The organism is Clostridium algidicarnis (genome assembly GCF_000703125.1).
GTDB lineage: Bacteria > Bacillota > Clostridia > Clostridiales > Clostridiaceae > Clostridium_L > Clostridium_L algidicarnis.
The window spans coordinates 1,253,225-1,269,496 of the sequence record NZ_JNLN01000001.1 but is presented as its reverse complement, the minus strand read 5'-3'; the positions used below and the strand labels follow the sequence as shown (position 1 = coordinate 1,269,496).

17 protein-coding genes and 1 pseudogene are annotated in these 16,272 nt (G+C 30.6%); 2 read left to right on the top strand and 16 right to left on the bottom strand.

Translation table 11 applies throughout. The features are described 5' to 3' along the window. Positions 1-77 precede the first annotated feature (77 nt). Positions 78-1,301 carry a Fic family protein gene (locus tag BV55_RS0106340; protein WP_029451977.1) on the bottom strand — a complete coding sequence of 408 codons (1,224 nt, stop codon included), beginning with the start codon at positions 1,299-1,301 and terminating at the stop codon, positions 78-80. Positions 1,302-1,736: 435 nt separating this feature from the next. Between BV55_RS0106340 and BV55_RS0106335 the strand changes: the two genes are divergently transcribed. Beyond that, positions 1,737-2,024, top strand: coding sequence for a CD3324 family protein (locus BV55_RS0106335; protein ID WP_029451976.1), 288 nt, complete (start codon positions 1,737-1,739; stop codon positions 2,022-2,024). Between the two features lie 280 nt (positions 2,025-2,304). Next, on the top strand, positions 2,305-2,964 hold the full coding sequence (locus BV55_RS0106330; RefSeq protein ID WP_029451975.1) for a FusB/FusC family EF-G-binding protein: 660 nt from the start codon (positions 2,305-2,307) through the stop codon (positions 2,962-2,964). 114 nt (positions 2,965-3,078) lie between these two features. On the opposite strand, the gene BV55_RS0106325 is transcribed toward BV55_RS0106330, so the two are convergent. The 15 genes and pseudogenes from BV55_RS0106325 to BV55_RS0106255 form a co-directional block, all read right to left on the bottom strand. Continuing rightward, a complete protein-coding gene (locus BV55_RS0106325) occupies positions 3,079-3,351 on the bottom strand; it encodes a hypothetical protein (RefSeq protein WP_029451974.1) in 273 nt (90 codons plus the stop codon). A 35-nt stretch (positions 3,352-3,386) separates the two neighbouring features. Next, positions 3,387-5,327, bottom strand: a complete 1,941-nt coding sequence (locus BV55_RS0106320; RefSeq protein WP_029451973.1) for a DUF2075 domain-containing protein — start codon at positions 5,325-5,327, stop codon at positions 3,387-3,389. A 21-nt stretch (positions 5,328-5,348) separates the two neighbouring features. Further along, positions 5,349-5,663 carry a nucleotide pyrophosphohydrolase gene (locus BV55_RS0106315; RefSeq protein WP_029451972.1) on the bottom strand — a complete coding sequence of 105 codons (315 nt, stop codon included), beginning with the start codon at positions 5,661-5,663 and terminating at the stop codon, positions 5,349-5,351. Between the two features lie 241 nt (positions 5,664-5,904). Then, positions 5,905-6,222, bottom strand: coding sequence for a hypothetical protein (locus BV55_RS0106310; protein WP_157469615.1), 318 nt, complete (start codon positions 6,220-6,222; stop codon positions 5,905-5,907). Positions 6,223-6,240: 18 nt separating this feature from the next. Continuing rightward, positions 6,241-6,420, bottom strand: coding sequence for a hypothetical protein (locus tag BV55_RS0106305; protein WP_029451970.1), 180 nt, complete (start codon positions 6,418-6,420; stop codon positions 6,241-6,243). Positions 6,421-6,630: 210 nt separating this feature from the next. Then, positions 6,631-7,338: pseudogene (gene pduB / locus BV55_RS0106300) on the bottom strand (propanediol utilization microcompartment protein PduB); the annotation flags it as partial. A gap of 132 nt (positions 7,339-7,470) precedes the next feature. After that, positions 7,471-7,881, bottom strand: coding sequence for a peptide deformylase (locus BV55_RS0106295; RefSeq protein WP_029451967.1), 411 nt, complete (start codon positions 7,879-7,881; stop codon positions 7,471-7,473). Between the two features lie 469 nt (positions 7,882-8,350). Further along, positions 8,351-8,611, bottom strand: a complete 261-nt coding sequence (locus BV55_RS0106290; RefSeq protein ID WP_029451966.1) for a putative Se/S carrier protein — start codon at positions 8,609-8,611, stop codon at positions 8,351-8,353. A 14-nt stretch (positions 8,612-8,625) separates the two neighbouring features. Further along, complete coding sequence (locus BV55_RS0106285) at positions 8,626-9,885, bottom strand: double-cubane-cluster-containing anaerobic reductase (RefSeq protein ID WP_029451965.1); 1,260 nt, start codon at positions 9,883-9,885, stop codon at positions 8,626-8,628. 81 nt (positions 9,886-9,966) lie between these two features. Next, a complete protein-coding gene (locus tag BV55_RS0106280; RefSeq protein WP_029451964.1) occupies positions 9,967-10,740 on the bottom strand; it encodes an acyl-CoA dehydratase activase in 774 nt (257 codons plus the stop codon). 167 nt (positions 10,741-10,907) lie between these two features. Next, a complete protein-coding gene (locus BV55_RS0106275; protein ID WP_029451963.1) occupies positions 10,908-11,753 on the bottom strand; it encodes an ECF transporter S component in 846 nt (281 codons plus the stop codon). Continuing rightward, on the bottom strand, positions 11,723-13,465 hold the full coding sequence (locus BV55_RS0106270; RefSeq protein WP_029451962.1) for an ABC transporter ATP-binding protein: 1,743 nt from the start codon (positions 13,463-13,465) through the stop codon (positions 11,723-11,725). Before BV55_RS0106270 ends, BV55_RS0106275 begins: the two co-directional genes overlap by 31 nt. Further along, positions 13,438-14,328, bottom strand: coding sequence for an energy-coupling factor transporter transmembrane component T (locus BV55_RS0106265; protein WP_029451961.1), 891 nt, complete (start codon positions 14,326-14,328; stop codon positions 13,438-13,440). Before BV55_RS0106265 ends, BV55_RS0106270 begins: the two co-directional genes overlap by 28 nt. 2 nt (positions 14,329-14,330) lie before the next feature. Then, entirely contained in the window at positions 14,331-15,599 is a 1,269-nt protein-coding gene (locus tag BV55_RS15800; RefSeq protein WP_051652419.1) for a DUF4430 domain-containing protein, read from the bottom strand. 17 nt (positions 15,600-15,616) lie between these two features. Beyond that, complete coding sequence (locus tag BV55_RS0106255; RefSeq protein ID WP_029451959.1) at positions 15,617-16,252, bottom strand: cohesin domain-containing protein; 636 nt, start codon at positions 16,250-16,252, stop codon at positions 15,617-15,619. Positions 16,253-16,272: the final 20 nt, after the last annotated feature.

Genomic DNA, 16,272 nt, shown 5'->3' with positions numbered 1-16,272 from the left:
CCTCCAAATTTATTTTTGAGGGTTAGGGTTAGTGTAAGTATACCCTACTTATCATTTTATCCATTGAATTATCACCCCTAATTTAAATTACTCATAGCATCCAAATCTACATCATACAAGTTCTTTTTACCGCTTTTTGTAATGTATAATATTCCTTCTTCTTGTAGTTCCTTTAAAGAACTTCTAATTTTAGATTTTCCAACATTCGAAAGTTTATATTTACCATAATTCAAAATATCATGTAGTTCATCAACACTTAATCCCTCTTCTCCAAAAAGAGTATTTTGTATTAATATAAATAATATAGTTCCCTTTTTATCATCTTCGCCAGAAATTTTATCAGCTATATCTCCAAAATAATCAAGTTTATTACTCCTATCGTCTAAAGACTCACATAAATCATTCAATGACTTAATCAGCATATCAAAAAACTTTATTACAAAAATAGTTAGATCGCCTCTACTCTTTTCATCATTAGTTTCTTTAAAGCTCTTATAATATGAGCTAATGTTTTCTTTTATTGTATACGATAATTTATATGAAACTAGATACTGCAACTTTTGTGATAATAAATAACTGCTTATAAATCTACTTGTTCTGCCATTACCATCATAGAATGGATGAATATACCCAAACATATAATGAAAAACTGCAATTCTTATCAAAAAATTATAATCCTCATTATTTAGAATACTTAACCCATCGGTCATACATTTAATTATTTCATCTTCAGGATAAATACCATTATGAATTACTTTTCCTGAAGGATTTTGTACATATACTCTATCCTTTCTAAAAATACTTCCATCTGGCTCATTTTTACTATTCTCCTCAATTACTTCCTTTAGAACTAATTCATTATATAAACTTCTTATATCTTCACACTTTGAAAATGGTATATCTTCTTCCATTATAAGTTGATATTTTTTAACTAATCCGTATAATCTTCTTTTTTTATTTTCATAAGTTTTATCATTTAAAATCTCATTTATCTCTTTTCTTGTGCTAATTACACCTTCTATTTCATTAGTCATTCTTATCTCATCTATTAAACATTTCTTTTTATATTGGTTTAATGCTATGGGTGGCACGCTATTCATCTTTTTTAATAATTCACGATCTAATTCCATTATAGATTCAACTCTTTGTAATATATCATGATTAATAACAACAAAAGAACCATATTCGCCTACTTTAAAGTTAAATCTATAAGTTGATTCACTATTATATCTATCTGTATATGTCTTTAAATATTCGCTATTGTCACTATAAAATATACTTGAAAGTGCTTTATATTTCATATATATGCTCCTTTCCACTATTAGATTCTCTATTTATTAGTATAATGTATATTATCTAATAAGTAAATATCACTTTACTTATTAAGTATATTATAATCTTATATCTTCAACAACTAACCTCTGTAATCTAGTACTATGTTATTATATTATTACCATCTTACTATATATTCATTCTCAATTTTCCCACTATTGATATAAAAAGATTAATTATGATATAATTATCATACCGTATTGGAGGTGTTTTTATGAAGGTATTTGATACATTCAGCTCTAAATCAGATTGCTCCTTGCAAAGACTACAACAAAGTCAGCTATGCTTTGTTTGGAGCCTAATCTGTTAAGTTAGCTTAAATACTTACGTGTTTTAGGCTCTGTAACACATAGCCTTTTAGTATTCTTTGCTTTAACACTATAATAAAAGTGAGGAGTAAAAAAATGAGGTATGTAAAAGCACAAGATGTGTTACCAGAAGAAGTTATTAAAATAATACAAGAATATTTAGACGGAGAATATCTTTATGTACCCAGAAAAAGTGGAAATCATAAAGCTTGGGGAGAAAAGAGTGGTATAAAGAGTAGACTTAAGGTGAGAAATAATGAAATTTATAAAAAATATCTTAATGGAACTACTATTAATGCACTAACTGAAGAATATTATCTATCAAAAAAAAGTATAAGAAAAATAATTAGTCAAGAGAAACGTCTATGCTCAAAATCGTTATAGAATCATTTATTAGATTGAATATTTATTTAAACCCATGTTATACTTTCATTGTGTAAACCCATTGAAAGTTATCATTTCTAATTTAAACTAAAATTCATATATCAAGTGATTCTTATATATAATATATTTTAAATTTAGATGATTATTGTTACTTTCAGTTGGAGTAATAATAATCATCTTTTGCGTTATTTTGCTAATACTGAAATAAGCCTGTGAGACTATCTTCTTTAATTTCATGAATAATAAAATAATATTTGTTAGAAAAGAGGTGCTATATTTTATGAAAGCTTTTATAAAGAAACATGAGTATAATTATATAAGAAAGCGTTTATATGACTTAAATAATGCTTTCAAATACTGTGTAGATGCTAACATTATTGAAGCTAATAAAGCATATATACAGGAGAAAATATTACACATTTTTACAAACTTATCTGAAGAAGAAAAAGAGATACTTGATATTAGTAAAATAAGCGAACCCTTACAAATTGATAAGTATTTAGCTGAGTTAAATGAATATGTATATGGAATGCCCTACATTACAAATATGCAAATTAGTAAATTGTTTAAAAAGGAAAAGAAACTTAAATTGCCAAACCTAAATGCACAAGATTCAAAGAACGTGTATTTAGGTTGGATTGATGAATCCACTAGAAAATTATTTGTAGCTTACAATATGAATGGTAACCTTATAGGTATGAAATGTCCAATTACAAATCATGGTTCAAATAACACACATATGTGTGCGCTTTGCAATCAGGTAGGTGAGGAAAATGAAGTAGCCTTTGTTTCATCTCTTTGTAAAACAGATAATACTAAGGAAGGTGCCTACAAATCAATAGGCTTCGATATATGTTTAGATAGCGAAAAATGTAATGATCGAATTGTAACTATCGAAAAGCTTGAGGAAATTTTAAAGAATGTTAATAATATCAAATAAATCTAATATCACATCATACATCAAGAAGTTTATATACAAATAAATGGGCCTGTTTGTATATAAACTTCTTAGTTTGATGGCTATATGACTATTATGACCTAACATCTATGAATATTATAACTGGTATTTATTTTCCTTTTTTCTCTTACTCTTTTCATTAATAAAATAAACTGCCAATAAAGTTAAGACAAAGGTCCTATAAATTATATTAATAATAGTTTGTGCTGAGTTACCTACATTGTTATATATACCAAAAGTTTTTCTGTAAAACATTCCTGTAGTGCAAATAAAAGCTATAGCTAGATTAAAACCCTTTTTATCTTTGCTATACTTAATTATAAAATATATAGCAATAAAAGCAGAAAGTAAAGCTGTCCCGTAATCCATAATCACACCATCCTTTACATAATAATTATATAAATTTATAAAATAACTAACTTCTCAGACAATACATATTCTTCTTCAATTTCTTTATAAGTTAAATTATTCTTCATATTATCTACCCTACTTTTTAAATATCTTTGAAGAGCCTCATCCTTACAATAAATATAGCACCCTTTCATGCCCCTAGTCATTAAAACCCTATATGTATTCTTAATTAATTCGTCTGCCCTATCTAGTGCTTCTTGCTTATTATTTTTATATAACTTCTTTATACCATTTAAACTCTTATCTGAACGTCCCCTTTTAGTAAAGTCTGATATTATTTTTCCATTTTCATATCTTAAATCTTCACCTATAATAACCCCAACATAATCAAATTCTAATCCTTGGCAAGTGTGAATGCATCCTATTTCATTTACAGAATTTTTTCCTATTGCCCATGGTTCTTTTGAATTAAGATTCCACTTCATCTTAAAATCAAACCCCGATAAAACAATATCATACTTATCTTTACTATTATCCTTCTTAGTCTCCCACTCCCAACAATATCCTGCAAGCATTCTTGCTTTGTTATTTTCCTTATTCTTCTCCATAATGAATTCTTTCATTTGACTAGGATCATCTACAACTTTAAGGTCATAATCAAAGTCAAATCCATCAAAATTTGCTGTTTCTTTTATCTCTAGTACATCATCAATCCAATTTAAATATCCATCAGAACCATTACATCTAAATTGGGCTGTTAATTCTTCTTCAATAACTGTTGCACCTTGTTCCTTTGCAAAATCCCTTATTGATGATACAGAACCTATATCACTAAATGTTACTCTTTGCTCCTCGTCAATAAAGAATACAGATAATTTGGATGTACTTATTATTTCTTTGATTTGATTTTCACCTTTATTCTTGAATATTCCTGACTTTTCATTTAAACGATGAGCTTCATCAACTAATAACACATCTATTTCATTCTCTTTAGAATCTATATAACAGCCTGATCCCTTAAACAAAGTTCCAATATACTTTTGTGTATAGCTTCCTTTAAGTTTTAATGAGTATACATCTCTAGGCGCTACATTTTTAGAAACATATTGTGTAAGATACCCTGCTGCATTAAGCTTTACTAATAAATTGATTGCCAATACCGACTTACCTGTACTTGGACCACCTTTTATAATAAAAACGTGTTTTTTACCAGATAATATATTTTTCAATGCCACCCTTTTAATTTTTTCAAAAACAACTTTTTGTTGGTCTATAAGCTTAAATTCTTCATTACCATCAAGCATTAATAAAAGAGCATCTTGTAATGATTTTGAAGGTTTTATCTTTCCACCTTCGATGTTATATAATGCCCTACCCTGATCTCCTTTTGTGACATACTTTAAAATAAATTCCCTAAGCTTATTTACCTCTCCTTGAGTATACGCAGGAGCTTTTTCTAAATAGTTATTGTAGATTTGTGAAATTAATGGATCATTCTCTGTTTTTATATAGTTATGCAAATATGCACAGGGATGCAAAGCTATTTTATTTTTTTCTACACCTTCATTATAATCCTCTATTGCACAGGCGTAAGTCCATGCTTGGTAAGAAGGATGAGGAGTTCTTCTAATTCCTTTATTAATAAATGTTTTTACTATTCCATCTTCATCTTGAACCTCTTCTACCTTTTCCCATTGCTTTAATTCTACAATAATTACATTTTGTTTATCATCTTTATCTACACCTGAAAGTATAAAGTCTATTCTCATTGATGTTGCTGGAATTCTATATTCAATAGCAACAGTACAGTCACCTGGAATCTGAGGTATGTTTAATGCTTTATACATATAAAGCATAGAATTTTTCCACGCCCTAATCTCAGCTGGATTAGCTTTCCCTATCTTATTTCTATATGCCTTTTCTATTGCTATACTTATTTCATCATTATCTACATGCTTTATGAACTCATCCTTACTTGCCTCATAAATTATCATATACTTACCCCAATCCTTCTCTTAAAGTTCAGTGTACTTTTTGCTTGTTCCTCTTGCTTTTTCTACTGGATATTTCTTTTCATTCTTATCCATCTTTTTTTCTATTATATCTTCTATATTAACCCCTAGGGAATCTGCCATATGTAAGCAATAAACCATAACATCAGCTAGTTCTTCTCCCACAGCTTCTTTATCATAGTTATTATTCCAAAGGAAGTGTTCTAGTAATTCACCAGCTTCTATACTTATTGCCTTGGCTAAGTTTGCTGGTGTGTGGAATTGTGACCATTCCCTATCATCTCTAAATTTTCTTACTCTCTTTTTTATCTCTTCCATTTTGTTTTCTCCTTTACTATTATGCTATATTAAATTTAATAATCTTATTCATCTATTACTATAATTGTACCATAAATTAGTATATATGTTACAATTAATTATACAATCAATATTCGGATATAGTATAATATAAAAGTAAATAAAAGGTTTGAGTCAAGTAAAAGTGGGCAACTATTTTGTTTAATTTATCATCCATTACTTTACATGGGGTATTTATAATTTACCCTACCCGTTTTTACTTCTAATTGTAGCTAAAACTTCCAAATCCTTTTAATCCACAAAGTTTTTGTATTACTTTTCTTCCCAAGGTAACCGCGGCTCCATTACACAGAATAGGTGCGGTATGTATCTTATATTCTTTAGATTTCGTACCCTTTTTATTAACCGCGGAAGCGGATAAAGGTATTTCACGAATTACAGTATCTATAACGCCCTTCGGTATAATGTTTTTATAGATTTTATCCAAGGTACTAAATAATCTATTGCTAAACTTTTCTGCTGAAATTTTAGATAAGTTATCGGCTCCATTAATAGACCAGCTCATCTTTCTACCTTTCATTCTATGTGCTAACACATCTCAAATGTTATGTTCTATAGTCCCTAATTGCCTATATTCTACCCCTTCGGGTGCTGTAGGCATAGTTATATTGTCTCTTAATTTATATGGAACTAGGCCCTCTTTATTATGCACAAAATAGTCATATAGCTCTGTAAGTTTTTTAAAAACAACTTCATCTTTATTATTTTCTATCATCATGTTAACAATTACTTCTAATCCTTCATCAACTTTCCCTTGCCTAAATAACTTAAGTAAGACTTTCTGTTCTTTTTCATCACTTACTTTACAATAAAATTTATAACATAAGCCAATGACATTTTTAATATCATTAGCTTATTTATAAATATTTAATCACTATCTATTTATTTTGGTAACTTCATTTATATTAAAATCATCATAACTACTATATTAGATATAAGGTTTACCTGAAATGGATATAGGATTTCCACCCATTGATTTAGCAATAGATAATCCCACCTCTTTAGCAGCAATTACTGATTGTCTTACAGCATCTGAGTCTCCTGATATTGTTATAATGACTTCATTTGAATGTGAAGTTCCTTGACTTGGACTTAAATAGCTAATAAGTTCAACGTTTGCATTTTTAAGTGCAGTATCTGCCATTACAACTCCCATACCTGCTGGTGCCCCTACAATTATTCCAAAAGCTTTTCCTATAGGAGCATTAAAGCCTTTATTTAAAGCATGACTTGCTTTTGCAGTATAGTTCAAATCTATATGACCTGAATCAAATTCATATACATCTCCAAAATATCTTTCCGTGTTATCAAGAGTAATTTCAACTGCCCTTCTTACATCAGATACATCTTCTGATGCAAGTATAATCAAACACCCATGTCCTGCGCCACCCTTTGTGTCTCTTGGAAGCTCAACACTTACTACTTTCGTATTGGTAGCTTTTACTGCCTCATCTGCAGCCATAAGTTGAGATCCCGCTCCAGTCCTGTTGCTTATAATGCCTATTGCTCTATCATTTTTATCTAATCCCATTTCATCTCGTAAAACACTATCTACATTTGCTATAACAAGACCTACTGTATCGCCATATTTTACCGATCCCACAAATCCAGATATTGGTGTTTCTATATTCATTACATATTTCTCCTTTTGAAGTTAAATTTTATCTTCTGATTTTATAATTTTACTTATTTACTTATTTACTTATTTACTTATTAAGAGTCAAATTTACTTAAAATTTAGCTAGAGAATAGCAGTAGTGTTTTATTATTAGATTATTACACCTTCAAAATGATCCATTTCATGTTGAATTATTTGTGCCGTAAATCCAGTAAACACTTGCTTTTGCTTTTTAAAATTTCTATCAAGATACTCCACCTCTATCATTTCATATCTCTTTGTTTTTCTAACGCCAATTAAAGATAAACAACTCTCTTCTGTTTCATAAAGCTTTTCTTTCTTTAATATAACTGGATTTATCATAGGCACAATAAGGTTACCTACAGTAAATACCAATATACGCTTTTTTACTCCAATCATGTTACCAGCCAATCCAACACAATGCTCTAAGTTTGCTCTTAATGTATCTATTAAATCATCAATTACTACTATATCATTTTTAGTTGCCTCTTCTGATTTTTGTCCTAAAAACAATATATCTTTTACAATCGGTTTTATCATATTTATACCTCTTTTTTAGTTATATTTCTTATAAAAAATAAGATATGATTTTAAAATATATCTTATAACCTAACCCTATTAAATAAATTTGCTTGACTATATCCTTTCTTAATAATTAGCTATAAGTTCTTTACTTAATTACTTATTTCCTAATAAATATTATTTATATTATAAACATTAGCTATTTCTTCACTTAATACACATCTTTAACTCAAAAAAATTATAACATAAACCAATGACAATTTTAATATCATTGGTTTATTTGCTAACATTTAATTAATATCTATTTATTTTGGTTCTCCACAGGTACGCTTCACAATATCATAAGTAAAAAATAGACACTTCCCCGTATACATATATCTAAATCCTTTATTATAATTTCCCACAAAAAAAGTAGCTAGTATATAATTAGTTTTACTAGCTACTGATTTAATATATTACTTGCGAAGCTTTGCACTTTTTTATAATTTTAACTATAAATATTCTTATACTTTTTTTCTATGCTATGAAATCCTAAGACCTTAATATAGTTTTCCTCTACTAACTTTTTTATGACCTTCTCATCTTCTTTATTGTATTCCATGGATATTCCACAACAAGTTGAAAGTTCTCTTGGTGTTGGTACTATGGTATATTTTATTTTATGCTTTTTTAGTATAGTTTCTAGGGCAAGTCCACTACTATGCGAAGGAAATAATACATAATTTTTTATATTTCCATTACTGTTCATTAAAATTCATCACCTTAAATCATTTCTATGAAGGCTTCCACTCTTGTTTTTATTTGACCTGAGTCTTCTGTTGAGTAGTCTGTTTCTATATTAATCATAGGTATTCCTGCTTCTTTTAAAGCCTTTTCTACCCTATTATATTCTACAGAATAAGTGTGGCAGAATGAAAGGTTTGAGTAAACCACTCCGTCTATGTTGTATTCTTTAACGTATCTTAATATATCATCTATTCTTCCTTCATTTGGTGTAAAGCAAGCACAGTTTATATTTAAATATCTGTCTGCTAGATTAGTTATTAAGTCTTCTATAGTCTCTCCTTCTGGATTTACTTCATTTTCAAAGTATCTAGTACCTGTACAAGTTTCCTCTACAACAACCTCTGCTGGAAGGCTTTCTATTATACTGTGAAGCTTCCAGTTAGGAATAGCCATAGGTGTACCTGTTATCATAATTCTTTTCTTTCCTTCAGGTTTGCCTTGCTTTACTCTTTCATCTAATTCATCACATAGCTTGTTTAACTCTTCAGTGAATCTTTTAGGATCATCATTGAATGCAATTTGTGATATTAAAAGAGAATCAAGCCCTGTTATCGGAGAAGGGGTCACCTTTCTTAAATCGTAAAGTCTTTTAAGGGCTCTTCTCTTCTTATTACAGACATCTATACCTTCCTTTAAACTTTCTACTGTAACTTTATTCCCTGTAAGCTTTTCTACCTCATCTATGAACAATTTTATCTCTTCCATCCACATACTATAGTCCTTATTTCTCTTCATTTGTGGAAGATCCATTACATGAACAGGTACATAGTCACTTAAGATTTCCCAAGCTTTCTTTTTACCATCACAAGTAGTTTCACCAATTACCATATCGCAAGATTGGAAGTAAGGGCATGTACCACTTACCTTTGCACCAACAAAGGCCTTTATTAGTGGACAAAGATTTCTTGGTAAATGTTTTTCACCATCTTCAACCCAAAATTGTGATCCAGCACAAAGTCCTACAGATATAGCATTGACTGCCAATATAACTTCATCTGGTACAAATACGCAAAAGGTTCCAAGCACCTTTCCACCTTGCTTTTTATGATCTTCAAGTTCTTTTATCCGAAGTCCATGAACCTCTGAAAAAACAAAGTTAAAATAGTTCATACCTTCCGGTCTATTTTTTTGAGTTAAATATACGCTTCCAAACATTTCAGGTAAGGCTGCACAAAGCTGATCATGTTTTTCTAAATCCATGTCTAACTTGCCCCACATCTCTCTGTAATCTGCCATTATTACTCCTCCTTAAAATTAGGTTTGATTAAATATTAAACTTTGCTAAATATTAGCCTTCATTATATATGTAAATGTTATTTAATCCCAATTTAACTTATCACTTGTTTCTTTTGCTACAATAGCTGCACCTATAGCTCCTGCATATCGTCCTAGCTTACTAGTTTCTACATTTTTCCCCAGCTTTTTTGCAAGACTATCTATTAAGTATGTATTTTCTGAAAGCCCTCCACTTAAAAAGTAGTTTTCATCCCTTCCATGCTTTTGGCATAAAGAGTTTACCTTTCCTGAAATAGATTCAATGACGGCAAAGGCAATATTTTCTCTCTTTTCACCACTGCCTATAAGACTTATAACCTCAGATTCTGCAAAAACGGTACACATAGAACTAATACTTATTCCTGATCCATCTTTAGAAAGTTTGCTCATCTCCATAAGATCAAGCCCTAAAGTATTTGCCATCATCTCTAAGAATCTTCCTGTACCTGCAGCACACTTATCATTCATAGTAAAGCTTGTAACCTTACCATTTTTTATTGTTATTATCTTAGTATCTTGGCCACCGATATCGATTACAGTGCAATCCTTATTAATAATGTAGTTTGCTCCCTTACCATGACAAGTTATTTCAGTTACAGTTTTGTCTGCATAGGGCACAGAAACTCTGCCATAACCTGTAGCCACAATATATGAATTTTCTACATAGTTCTTACTTTCTAGATGATCTTTTATCTCTTCTGCAGTTTTCACGCTACTCCAACCCGTTGGAATCATAAAAGTTTCCACTAAATCTTCATGACAAAATACAGCAACCTTAGAAGCTGTAGATCCTATATCTATACCAATATAATGCATACTCATCTTCCCTTTTTAGTAATTTTTTTAATATAACCTTAGAAATGTATTTCTATAGACAACCTCATTATACTTTACATAGATCCTTTCTTCTAATTCAAAAAAGCTATACTATACGCTTGTCCTATTGGTAATATTGATAATACATTGCATCAATGATGTCATCCTTACGGTTCTATTAATCCATATTTTATCTTTATTCTATCTAGTTTTTCTATCATTGGCTGTGATATTACAAATAGGAAAAACACTGTGGATACAGCGTGTACTGCATCAAAGGGTATACCTGATATAATGCAAGCTATGAATACCTCTATGCTGAACTTAGAATACATCATAAATACAGAGGCTGTATTTAATAATATTCCGTATATAAAAAAGGTGGCTAATCCTCCATATATACATAGGGCTATCCTATTTTTCTTTAGTCTCCCCTTTTTAAATAAAATCCCTGCAAGAAAGCCAATTATTCCGAATCCGAACATCTGCCATGGTGTCCATGGGCCCTGTCCAAAAAAGAAGTTGGATACAAATCCTGATATAGCTCCTACAAGAAAACCTGATTCTGCTCCAAAGCATACTCCTGCAATAATTACTATTGCAACTACGGGTTTAAACTGTGGTAGCATAAAAAAGGCTGCTCTTCCTGCCACTGCAATTGCTGATAATACTGAAATTATTATTAGTTCCCTTGCCTGTGGCTTTCTTTTTTCAAACACCATAAAAAATGGAATCATTGTATCTATAACAATTAGTAAACTTATGAAATAATATTTTCTATCATGTAACACAAAGATCCCAAATAATATAGTTACTGGAACTACAATTAATATTAATACTGATGCAAATAAGGTTCTTTCATTTAATTTATTGCTTTCAGCTTTAGCTTCCTCTTTATATTCATCATCTGTTTCTTTTTGACTTTTATCTTCATTTGTTTTGTAACTGTCTAGAGAATTCTCATTGTATTTTATCTCTTCCTCTATTTCATCTTCCCCATATTTATATTGCATAAATTGATCACATCCTCACAGGTTACTGTATTTTGAAATACATGCCGTGACATCCTATTGGCAGCGGTAGTATAAAAGCTATTCCCAGAGAAAAACTTATTAGGGGTATCAGAGGTAACTATATTACCATCAAAAAATAGTGCACACCTATCTCCATATTCAGCGCAAAACTCGATGTCATGGGACACCATAACTATGGTGACACCTTCATTAAGTAACTTTTTGAAAATTTTATATAGCTTTTCTTTAAAGTGTCCATCCAGTCCCTTTGTAGGTTCATCTAGTAAAATAATTCTAGGCTCTAAGAGTAGAACCTTAGCGAGGGCGGCCCTTTGTTGTTCTCCTCCACTTAAGTCATAAGGGTGCATAGCTAAAAGATCCTCGATTTCTACTATCCTTGCTATTTCTTTAACCCTTTCTTTTTTCTCTTCTTTACTTAACTTAAACTTTGACAGCATTTCATGTAGGTCAAGTTCCACCGTCTTTTTTACAAATAGCACCTGAGGGTTTTGTGGCAGTACTGCTAGGTTTTTTGTAAATAACTCCTTACTTGCCATATTCCTTATGTCCTTACCCTGTATTAGAACTTTACCTCTATAGGGTTTATTTATTCCATTTATAATTGAAAGTGTAGTGGTTTTACCTGTACCATTTCCCCCTACAATGCAGTAAAACTCTCCGGCTTTTACCTCTAAAGATAAATCTTTTACTACATCAGGTAAGTTCTTCCCATATTTAAACCATACATCTTTAATACTAATTGCAATATCTTCTGATGCCTTAACTTTGCCTTTAAATAGTTTATTATTCGAATTTTTCATTGAAGGATCCTTATAACTAATTCTGAATCTTTCTTCGATTTTTTTTTGAAAGATATCCTTTTCTTTTAACAGTTCATTAATCCAATTACGCCCTTCTCTTACGGTAATAGGGCAGCTTAAGTTGTTTTCTACCATTGAGTGTATCTTTATAGCAGAGGGCATGGCTATAAACATTTCATGTTTGATATCTTTTAATGTTTTACCTACCTTTTGAGGAATATCATTAATTATAATTTCACCCTCATCCATTACAATTACTCTATCTGCCATGGTAAATACCTCTTCTAGACGGTGTTCTGACATAATTATAGTTATTCCAAGATCTCTATTAATCTTTTTTATAGTTTGAAGGAAATCACTTGCAGCTATTGGGTCTAATTGGGATGTTGGCTCATCTAAAATCAAAACTAATGGTTGCATTGACATAATTGATGCTAGGTTTAATAATTGTTTTTGACCTCCTGATAATTCTGTTACCTCCTTCATAAACCAAGTTTGGATACCAAAATAGCTTGCCATTTCAGCTACCCTAAGTCTTATAGTCTTATTATCACATCCAAGGCTTTCAAGTCCAAATGCAAGTTCATGCCATACTTTGTCTGTGACTATTTGATTATCAGGACTTTGAAGTACATATCCTATGTTAGATGCATCTTCCCTCATTGTCATATCTTCAATGGGCTTCCCATTAAATATAATCTCACCACTTCTAGTCCCGTGAGGTGTTAAGGCAGTTTTAAAATGACGTAGTAATGTACTCTTTCCACAGCCTGACTTTCCGCATATTACTAAAAACTCTCCTTGTTTTATAGTCAAATTAATATCATTAAGTGCTTTCGTATCTTTAAGTGGATATGTAAAGTTTACTCCTTTAAGTTCAAATGCCTCCATTTTATTTCCTCCTTAAGATCTATGATAAAAGGCATCATACAAAGTAGAATATATGCAATATAAACTAGTATACTGAATACAGTAATTGCCTTTATTTTTATAATAGGATAATATATTATGGTGTTTTCTCCTAAAAATGAACCTAGTAAAATTATTATTGTAAGTCCTATCATGGATAAAAATGTAATCCTATCTCTTCTATCGAACCTAAATATAGAAAAGCTTGTACGTCCTTTTAACCCATAGCCTCTTGCCTTCATTGAATCTGCTGTTTCAATAGCATTTTCTAAAGCCCAGGTGGTCATAATTGATAAAATCTTAATACCATTTCTAGCTCTAGCTATAATATTTCCATTACTTACATCACGCCCTATACATTTTTGACCATTAGATATAATCTTAATTTGTGCCTTATATCTTGGAACAAATCTTAGTACCATGGAAATTATAAGGGAAGTCCCTGGAATGATCCTTCCCCATAAATAAATAAATTTATCTGATGACATTACTGCATTATAACCTGAAAACCATAAAATAACTGAAATAAACATTACCGCTGCTGCAACACCGTATAATATGGATTCTAAGGTCATAGGATTTCCACTCTCAAGATAAAATAAAATAGTCACACCTTGATGATTGAAGACTGGGTTCATAATTGCGGTTATAATGAGTAGGGGCAACATATATAAAAGATTAAATTTAACTGCCTTTTTCCCATTTAAACTTACAGAATAAATAAAGGAAGAAATTAAAGAAATACCTAAAAATATTGGATGCATAAAAAACATACTAAATATTATAACCACTGTGAAATAATAAAAGTTCACTACTGGATGAAAGTCTTTAAAAGAATTAGTCAAAGTTACTCTCCTCCCATCCACTCACAGCCAACATCTCTACCTAAATCGCAGGTGTAAACCCACTCAATAACATCCCCCTCTTTAAGTAAGTATCTACTACATCCATAGTTAGGAAACCATCCATTAACCTTGTACATCCATCCACTTAAGGCTCCTCCATCAAACTCATATAAATTATGAATTCCTTGGATATAGTTACTGTTATATATTGGTGTCATTTCAAATTCCATGTGTATTTTATTCTTTTTTACTTCCCTTAGAAGTACATCAAATACAAATTCTCCTTCATAAAAATCCACTGTCTTTGTAGAATAAATGATACCATTTGAAGGAATCATCTCTTCCTTTCCATTTGATTTTGCTTCTGCATAGTTAGCCTGCTTTAATAATGTATCGCATCTAATAGAAAGGGTAGCATGTCTAACTTTGCTTTTATCAACTGATGTATCTTGCCATTCTATAGGTACTGGCTTTCCCTCTGGAATAGGATCTGTTTGATACTTATCTTTTTTATCAGAGCCCTTTGCCATTTGTGCTCTTTTTTTTGCGGTGGACTTATACTTTTCTTTAGATTTATTAGTATAGGTACCTACTCCTGATTTTCCTGACTTATTAACTTCTCCAGAGTTACTATCTATTAAATACTTAGGAGATTCACCAATCTTTTCCTCTTCTTTTTTCTTTTCTTCTTTACTAGAAGCTGTATCTAAGGATTCTCCTGTACCTACTATGTAGAACTTTCCTTTATTATCTAAATGAATGAAGGTTATCATGGTATTTCCTGAATTCTCAACGCTAGCTCCTGATATTATTTTATAGCTATTGCTCTCTTCGTCAAATTTATAGATATCTGCTCCACTGCAATCCCATTTATTATTTAGTTCAATAGATATTGTTGGATTATAATCAATAGAATCCTCTTCCTTAAAACTAAAGCCCTGTATCCATTCTGATTTGGTTTGATCCTTTATTAAATCTAATTTATCATTATTAAACTTCATTAATAAATTTATGTCTTTTGGTTTTTTTATATCATTGCCTAAAAATAGCCATTGATACTTTATGCCATCCTCTTCTCCACTAAACATCTTCATATCATGACTTTTCATAAGTTTTTTAAATACCGAGGCCGAAACTACCCCATCACTTGGAATGTCATCACTTCTAGAATTGCCCTTTTGCTTATATATTGACCATGCTGTTAAAGACCCCATTATAATCACAGCTATTAAAAGCACTGGTATAACTATCTTCTTCCAATTCTTTTTCACAAAACATCCCCCCTCACTTATTTTTTAACTACTATCTTACAGCTTTTAGCTCTTAGCGTGTTTTGATTTGTAGCAAGACTGGTTTTTTCTTTATCTCCATTTACAGTAGCCATTACTGCATCATGAATAGTAATATTATATACTTCACCTTTTACTGCACTATCTTTCAATTTAAATCCTAATCTAAGCACCACATTTTTTGACTTTTTATCAAATCCTTCATTAGAATAAGCGTACTTTCCTGCAGTCATATCTAAGTACATAGTATTTATCTGACCTCCCTTATTTGCATTTTCTACATTACAATTCCAAAGAGGAATATCAAAAGAATTTTTATCTATTGTCACATCTCCATGAGTCATCATAGTTCCAAGCTTTGTTCCTGTAAATTCAAGCTTATTTTTATCAAATCCTAAAGTTGAACTTGCTGCTGGATATATATTTTTAGGTAGGTCTGATAAAACTATATCTATAATTATTTCATCTCTATTTGAAACCTCTATAGGTGCTGGTGGTACTAAAGTAAGTGTGGGGGTTTTTATTACCCAAAAGATTTTAAAAATCAAAAAGATAATTAAAGCTACAATTATTACAGCTGTAGATGCTCCAATTATTTTTTGTTTTCTAGTCATATTTTTAATTTTATCTATCACAATAAGACCCTCCTAAACAT